The organism is Sulfuricurvum sp. (genome assembly GCF_023250475.1).
Lineage (GTDB): Bacteria > Campylobacterota > Campylobacteria > Campylobacterales > Sulfurimonadaceae > Sulfuricurvum.
In genome coordinates this window covers 1-7,938 of record NZ_JAHFAQ010000102.1, presented here as the reverse complement: position 1 = coordinate 7,938, position 7,938 = coordinate 1, and the positions used below count along the sequence as shown (strand labels likewise).

Genomic DNA, 7,938 nt, shown 5'->3' with positions numbered 1-7,938 from the left:
TTAAACAAAGGGTTTACGGCAAATACGGCAAAAATCGTTCCGATCGCCGCAATACCGATTATGGTTCTGAGAGAGAGGGATGCATTCATAAAATAAAATTGATCGTATCCTACAATCGGTTCTTTCATAAACATGAAGACAATAAGCTTAAGGTAATAATACCCCGCGATTGCAGAGTTCAGCGCCATAATGAGGGCTAGAACGGTATAGCCTGCACTTACGGCTGAGGCGATCATGTACATTTTCCCCCAAAATAGACCAAACGGAGGAATTCCGGCAAGTGAAAGCATGAATAATCCCATCATTACAGCACCCATCGGCATCGTTTTTACCATACCGGAAAATTTTTCATACGGATGATCCGAACTTTGTCCCGGAAGGAGATTTTTTTGACGATTTACCCACAACATGGTAAATGCCCCAAGGTTGGTAAAGCTAAAGAGTGCCCAGTACAAAAAGAGCCCCGTATTCGCTTGAGTTGTCCCGATCAAAATTGCCGACATAACAAAACCGGCATGGCTGATTGAGCTGTATGCCAACATACGCTTCACATCCGTTTGAACCAAAGCCCAGATATTGGATGCCGTCATGGTCACAACGACTCCGATGTAAAGAATGACCTGAAGCCATACAATTCCGCTGTGAACCAAGAATTCAAACAGACGCATTGCTACAACGAATGCCGCAATTTTCGGAACAATAGACATATACCCTGCCAACGCCGCCGATGAGCCTTCGTATACATCCGGTGTCCACGTATGAAACGGAACCATAGAGAGTTTAAATCCGAATGCCGCAATCATAAATGCCATTGAAAGAAGGACATACCCGATATTGCTGTAGTGATCTTCCGCTAAAACGGTTGCGATTTGGTTGATCTCTACCGAGCCGCTGATAGCGTAAAGGATCATTGAACCGAAGGCATAAAAACCTGCCGCTAATGCACCCATGGTAAAATACTTCACCGCCGCTTCAAACGATTTTGAACGGTTATGCAACGCAATCAGGGTATACAGCGCCAACGATGCCGTCTCAAGTCCGACAAAAATCAAAATAAGATTATCGGTAGCAACCATAAATTGGAAGCCAGCAATCATAAACAAGAAGAGGGCAAAATACTCAGGGTAGTTGTACTCATGGAAACGTTTGGAGGTCAATGCTAAAGGGATAAACAGCATTGAACCCCCTACGATGATGATCTGTGAAAGGATAGCGATCCCGTCCATCAGCATAACATCAAAGAACCCTAATACTGTCCCGTTTTTAAGGAATACACCGCCGAAATCGATCAATGCTCCCAAATCGAGGAGTAAAAAAAGAAGACTGAGCATAACGTACAACGATTTATTCAATCCCCCCTTCACCATATCAATGACCAAAATTCCCAATGCCCCGATGATTGCAATGAGCATCGGAGCCAACGTCGCTAAATTCAGCGATGCCAGCGAAACATGAATCGGCTCTAACATTAGTGCGCCTCCTTCATAGAAATAATCCCGTTTTTGCCTGATAAATCAGGAATACGCGCTTTTGCTTCAGGACTTTGTGCTTTGTCGTGCATGAGTTGAATCACCGATTCAACACTGTTATTGATCGGTCCTAAAACCGGTTTCGGATAAACTCCAAGCCAAATCGCAACAATAACCAATGGGATAAGTCCTAAAAGTTCTGTTTTGTTAACATCTTTCAAATGGCGATTCTTTTCATTAGTGACGGGTCCGAAAAAGACTTTTTTATAGGCGGAAAGCATGTAAATAGCTCCGACAATAATTGCTACTCCAGCCGTCAGGGTCAACATATGAGACTGCTTGTAAAAGCCCAAAAGACTTAAAAATTCCCCGACGAAATTAATCGTAAGCGGCAATCCGACAGACGCCATCATCATGATTCCGAAAATCGTTGCATAGCGAGGCATTACCGATGCCAAACCGCCGAACTCGCTCATTAATTTCGTATGTCGTCGATCATAAATAACACCGACAAGCAAGAACAGGGCACCCGAAACAACTCCGTGTGCCAGCATCAAGAATACTGATCCGCTTACCCCCTCGACGTTCAACGCAAACGTACCTAAAATAATGACACCCATGTGGGAAACCGAACTGTATGCGATAACCTGTTTAATGTCCTCTTGAGCGTAGGCGACCATAGCCGTATAGATAATCATAATAATCGCAATTATGGCAATCGGAAACATAAAATAGACCGATGCATCCGGAAATAACGGCAATGAGAAACGGACAAACGCATAGGTTCCCATTTTCAACAAAATCGCTGCCAAAATAACCGAACCGATGGTCGGAGCCTGACCGTGTGCGTACGGAAGCCACGTATGAAATGGAAACATCGGAACTTTGATCGCAAATCCTAAGAAAAATGCCCCAAACAACCATAGCTGGAAATTTTCCGGCAAAATCAAACGGTACCATTCAAGAATTGAAAAGCTCCATTGCCCTGTCGCTTGATAATAAAAGTACGCCATAAAAAGCATACCCACGAGCATGACGAGTGAACCGGTAAACGTATAGAGGAAAAATTTGATCGAGGCATAAATACGTAACGGTCCGCCCCAAGCTCCGATGATGTATAACATCGGAACCAAAGAAAGTTCCCAAAACACATAGAACACAATGGCATCCAAGGCCGCAAAAACACCCACCATCGTCATTTCAAGAAACAACAAGGTAATGATCAAATCTTTCAGACGGCGCGTTTCTGTCAATGACGCAATACCGATCAATGTGAAAAATGTTGACAAAATAATAATAAAGAGAGAAATCCCGTCAACTCCGAGGAGGTAATTAATACCAAATGTCGGAATCAATGGCATCGACTCCATAAACTGCATTCCCGAAACCATCGGATCGTATGCGTACCATAACCATAAAGAGAGGATAAATTCGATGGCGGCTACGGCTATACCGTACGCTCTCATACTATCTTTCGTGACGACAAATCCGAGCATTGCAGCCAATGCCGGGAAGAAAATTAAAAGTGTTAAAATATGATCTATCATCATTACTCCTTAAGCGCCAAACACGTTGTATCCAACGTTAAAAGCAACGGCTAGTGTCATTAAAACAACTAAACCGACAACCATCCAACGAAGCATGCTTGAGAGATTTCCGTTTTGGATATCGCGTGTATTCTCACCTGTTTTATAAATTGCATTGGCAATCGCATCGACCGTTGCATCAACAATTTTAAGATCAATCTGTTTCCATGCAATTTTCGAAAGTTCAAGATACGGCTTCGCAAAAACTTCTTCGTATATTTTTGGAATGTAATATTGGTTCCACAGCAATTTGTAGATGAAACTCTTTTCCATTGCGGAGCTTCCATCCGGAACAGTGTTCCAATTGCTGTATTTTTTATACGCAAATCCGATGGCAAGCATCACAAACAACTGCGTCCCGATCGTCATAATCCAGTAGGTGGTGACATTATGAACGTGATATTGCGTCGATGGAAGGAGGTTAATAACCAATTGATAGTAGGTCATTTTAAACGATCCTGCAATCATCGCCAACAAAAGGAGCGGTGACATCGCCACCAACATAAATTTATACGCTTCATGCGGATGGATACCGAAAAGTTTATAACGCTCTTCCCCGTGGAAAATCAATGCGACAAGTCTAAAGGAATAGAATGCCGTTAGCCCTGCAGTCAACAGCAATACCGTATAAATCACGTAATGATGCTCAACAAATCCGACTTCCAAAATCAAATCTTTGGAGAAGAATCCGGCAAACGGATAGATACCCGCCAATGCGACGGAGGCAAGGGTCATCATGATAAATGTCCCTTTCATCACTTTACCCAATCCTCCCATTTTGAACGGATCGAGTTCATCGTGCATCGCATGCATGACGTTACCGGCGCCGAGGAACAAGAGCGCTTTGAAAAATGCATGTGCCATGAGGTGAAACAACGCTACCCAGTATGCACCCAATCCTGCAGCTACGAACATGTATCCGAGCTGTGAGAGGGTAGAGTAAGCGATGATCCGTTTCATATCGCGGTTAACCAGTGCCATTGAAGCCGCAAAAAGGGCAACGAAAGCACCGAGACTCGCGATAAAAAGTCCGACATTCGGGATCAAATCGTAAATCGGATTGGCACGAACGACCAAATAAACCCCCGCAGTAACCATCGTTGCCGCATGGATCAATGCCGAAACCGGAGTCGGACCTTCCATTGCATCGGCAAGCCAAGTATGGAGAGGAAACTGTGCCGATTTACCCATCGCACCGATAAAGAGAAAGATACCGATCCATGTCACAATCACCATCGGAAGATTGCCGATTTCTGCAAATACTACATCATATTGGAGCGAACCGACATTCCAATAAATCAGAAAAATACCGATTAACATTCCAAGATCGGCGATACGGTTCATAATAAACGCTTCGTTGGCCGCCCAAGTCGCCGACTCTTTTTGATACCAAAAACCGATTAATAGCCATGAACAGAGTCCGACCCCTTCCCATCCGATGAAAAGCCCCGCAAAGTTGTCACTCATAACCAAAACCATCATAGAGAAAACGAAGGCAGAAAGGTACGAGAAGAAACGGTTGAACCCTTTGTCGTGATCCATGTATCCGATCGAATAGATATGGACAATGGTTGAAACGATCGTAACCACCATCATCATCACAACACTTACCTGATCAACGACAAACCCAAACGGGATATACAAATCACCGGTCGCCATCCACGTCATCATCTCAACATGTACCGTGTGACCGCTCATCACATAACTGAGCAAAATAGCACTGCTCACAAACGAGGTGAAAAGCAATCCCGATGCAACGTATCCGGTTACAGAGGTTTTAACCGATGCACCGAACAGCCCTGAGAAAAGGGAGCCGACCAGCGGAGCAAACAGTGCGATATATAAATAAAATTCCATAGTCTATCCTCGCATTGAATTCATTTGATCTAGATCGATCTTACCGGTACGCTTGTACCATACGATGAGCAGACCAAGCCCGATCGCCACTTCCGATGCCGCAATCGCAATAATGAAGAACGCAAACATTTGACCGCTTAAATCACCGATATAGTGAGAAATAGCCGCAAATGCGATATTGGTAGCATTGAGTAAAATCTCGGTTGCAAAAAAGAGCATCAAAAGATTTTTACGGCGCATAACCCCGATCAAGCCGATCGCAAACAATATACTTGATAAAACAAGATAATGGGTCAGTGTAACTTCCATCAGTGTCCCCCTGCTTGTGGTTCAAAACCGTCATCCATCGTGCTGATCTCTTCTTCTGCCATCAATGTCAACGATTTGTCCATTTTCTTACCGGCTAGAATAATTCCGCCGATCATCGCGACCAGCAGCATAACCGCTGCCACTTCAAACGGAACAAGATACTTGGTAAAAAGAACCATACCGACGGCTTGAGAGTTTCCGACATTCTCCTGCATCGGATAAAGGGCTTGAATGTTATTCGAAACAACCGGCGCAACAAAAATTGCTACCACCATAACCGCCGCCAAAACACCAAGGGCAAAAACGATTTGCGGATTGGTCCGTTTTTCAATAACGTCACGCGTTGTATCGAAGAACATCATACCGAAGGCATATAACGCCATTACCGCTCCGGTATAGACGATAATTTGGATCGCACCCAAAAAGTCGGCACCCAAAATAAAGAAAAATGCTGAGATGAAAATCATCCCCGCCGCCATTGCGGTAATCGCATAAAGCGCTTGGCTGGTCATTACCGTGATGGTAAACATCACGATGGTGAGCGCCGCAAACAGATAAAAAGCGATTGCTTCAAACATACTTTGACTCCTTAATACGCCAACGGGGTCTTTTTGACCGACGCGTCGCTTCCTGGGATAATGGCACCGAAGCCTGGGTATTCTGCTTGTTCTCCTGCTTTGAGCAAATCAAGCGGGGTAAGCATATCGTCTTTAATGACGAAATGGGTGCGCTGTTCGGAGGCATTTTCATAACGTCCACCATGAACGATTGCAAGCTCAGGACATACTTCGGCGCAGTAACCGCAGAAAATACAACGTCCGAGATTGATACTGTACTCAGTAACCTCTTTACGGCTGTTCTCATCAATACGCGTGTCCATACGGATACAATCGGAAATACAGATTTTTTCGCACAATCCGCAACCGATACAGCGCTCATACCCGGATTCCCATAAACGGAGCAGTTTGTGCACCGCACGGTAGCGAGGACCGATCGGGAGTTTCTCTTTCGGATACTGGACGGTGTGGATGTCAAATTTGATCATCTCGCGCAGTACAACCCATAGCCCTACAAAGAGTTCACCCCGCACGGCACGCTTGAGCACTTGTTTAAACTTATCCCATCCGCTTACCGGATAGGTTTCAATATCGACGTAAAAATAAGCACTGTGTTCACTTACATTTCGGTCTGTAAATACTTCTTCATGATGCATCGCACAACCCCCTTAGAACATCATCACGATGCCGGTGACAACAATGTTGAGCACCGCAATCGGCATTAAAACTTTCCAACACAACCACATCAATTGGTCAGGTCGGACATCCGGCCATGCAGCACGTGTCCATAGGAAAAAGAAAAAGAAAAACGCCACTTTTAGAAGCAATTGAAATGCTCCCGCAATCGTACCGTCACCAAAACCGCCTAAGAAGATAATTGCTATTACAAACGAAATAAAGAACATATTCGCATATTCGCCGATGAAGAACATCCCCCAGCGCATACCCGAATACTCCGTACCGAAACCGTCGATAATTTCGTGATCGTTTGCCACGAGGTGAAACGGAGTACGTCCGGTTTCAGCAAACGCGGCAATCCAGAAAAGGATGAATGCCACCGGCTGAGACCAGACGATCCAGTTTCCGATTCCGCCGGCCTGGTAGTTATTGATATCGACCAACGACAATGAACCGACCATCATCAGCGGAGCCAACAACGATAACCCCGAAATAACTTCATACGAAATAAAGATGGCGGCACTACGGGCGGCAGAGATCAACGACCATTTGTTCGCCGATGCCATCCCTCCTAGGAGCGGGCCGTACAAGCCGATTGCCATAACCCCTAACACATACAGGATACCGACATTGATATCGGCAACAATCGGATGAACCGTGTACCCCATAACGGTAAACTGAGGCCAAAACGGAATAGCCGCAGACGCCATAAATGCCGTTGCCGCCGTAATGACCGGAGCAATTTTAAAAATCGGTTTTACAACGTTCTGAGGGATAATATCTTCTTTAGTGAAGAGTTTAATCCCGTCCGCCGCAACTTGAAGCAAACCGAACGGCCCGACGTGCATCGGCCCCAAACGGCGTTGCATAAACGCCAGCACTTTACGCTCGAAATAGGTCCCAAGACCCGCAAGCGCAGAGAAAATTAATAAGATGACAACGATTTTAACGATCGTTTCTATAATGAATGCTACATCCATGCTTTACACCTTTTGAATTGATACGCACGCAAAACGGTAACCGTCAAACAGTGCTTCAGAATTGATAGCGGTATCGAACGTCGGAAGATACACGATCTCTCCCTCGATCTTACCGTCGGCTATTACATTGACACTCAGCTCGCCGTGTGCTGTTTTAACACGCAATGCATCCCCTTCGCTCCAGCCGTTCGTCTCCATTGCCGTGTGCGAAGCGTACAAACCGCCCGACGCGTTAAGTTGATGCGAAGCCGCCGTAAACGCCGAGAACTGCAATACCGGATTGGCCAAATAAACGACATTCTCACGAATGGCGGCAGAAGGATCAAAGGCTTTAACACCCTCATCACCGCTTACATTCACGGCAATGTTTTCCAATACATAGCCGCGGACTTCTTCACCGGCATTGGTGTAGTAGTTCGGCAAAGTATCAAAAGAGAGTGCTTTGAAGCCATTTTTTACTGGAAGCTGTGCCGTGTAATCAACGGTAAACTTGGAATTTAAT

The 7,938-nt window shown here is 45.2% G+C and carries 7 protein-coding genes and 1 pseudogene; all 8 read right to left on the bottom strand.

All coding sequences use genetic code 11. The annotated features are described in order from the left end of the window. Positions 1–1,469: NADH-quinone oxidoreductase subunit NuoN (gene nuoN, locus Q0C19_RS09365; RefSeq protein ID WP_295055377.1), on the bottom strand; the 1,469-nt coding region annotated here is incomplete at its 3' end. Continuing rightward, entirely contained in the window at positions 1,469–3,016 is a 1,548-nt protein-coding gene (locus Q0C19_RS09360) for an NADH-quinone oxidoreductase subunit M (protein ID WP_295055375.1), read from the bottom strand. The genes Q0C19_RS09360 and nuoN, both read right to left, overlap by 1 nt. Before the next feature lie 9 nt (positions 3,017–3,025). Further along, complete coding sequence (gene nuoL / locus Q0C19_RS09355; protein WP_295055373.1) at positions 3,026–4,912, bottom strand: NADH-quinone oxidoreductase subunit L; 1,887 nt, start codon at positions 4,910–4,912, stop codon at positions 3,026–3,028. Between the two features lie 3 nt (positions 4,913–4,915). Then, positions 4,916–5,221, bottom strand: a complete 306-nt coding sequence (nuoK, locus tag Q0C19_RS09350) for an NADH-quinone oxidoreductase subunit NuoK (protein ID WP_295055371.1) — start codon at positions 5,219–5,221, stop codon at positions 4,916–4,918. After that, positions 5,221–5,799 carry an NADH-quinone oxidoreductase subunit J gene (locus Q0C19_RS09345; RefSeq protein WP_295055370.1) on the bottom strand — a complete coding sequence of 193 codons (579 nt, stop codon included), beginning with the start codon at positions 5,797–5,799 and terminating at the stop codon, positions 5,221–5,223. Before Q0C19_RS09345 ends, nuoK begins: the two co-directional genes overlap by 1 nt. An 11-nt stretch (positions 5,800–5,810) precedes the next feature. Then, a complete protein-coding gene (nuoI, locus tag Q0C19_RS09340) occupies positions 5,811–6,434 on the bottom strand; it encodes an NADH-quinone oxidoreductase subunit NuoI (protein ID WP_295055368.1) in 624 nt (207 codons plus the stop codon). Positions 6,435–6,446: 12 nt separating this feature from the next. Further along, complete coding sequence (nuoH, locus tag Q0C19_RS09335; protein WP_295055366.1) at positions 6,447–7,436, bottom strand: NADH-quinone oxidoreductase subunit NuoH; 990 nt, start codon at positions 7,434–7,436, stop codon at positions 6,447–6,449. A 3-nt stretch (positions 7,437–7,439) separates the two neighbouring features. Beyond that, positions 7,440–7,938: pseudogene (locus tag Q0C19_RS09330) on the bottom strand (ferredoxin); the annotation flags it as partial.

Bases quoted from the DNA above. Each gene is read 5' to 3' on its own strand.
- nuoH (WP_295055366.1), bottom strand. From the start codon at position 7,436: ATGGATGTAGCATTCATTATAGAAACGATCGTTAAAATCGTTGTCATC.
- Q0C19_RS09360 (WP_295055375.1), bottom strand. From the start codon at position 3,016: ATGATAGATCATATTTTAACACTTTTAATTTTCTTCCCGGCATTGGCT.
- nuoL (WP_295055373.1), bottom strand. From the start codon at position 4,912: ATGGAATTTTATTTATATATCGCACTGTTTGCTCCGCTGGTCGGCTCC.
- nuoI (WP_295055368.1), bottom strand. From the start codon at position 6,434: ATGCATCATGAAGAAGTATTTACAGACCGAAATGTAAGTGAACACAGT.
- Q0C19_RS09345 (WP_295055370.1), bottom strand. From the start codon at position 5,799: ATGTTTGAAGCAATCGCTTTTTATCTGTTTGCGGCGCTCACCATCGTG.
- nuoK (WP_295055371.1), bottom strand. From the start codon at position 5,221: ATGGAAGTTACACTGACCCATTATCTTGTTTTATCAAGTATATTGTTT.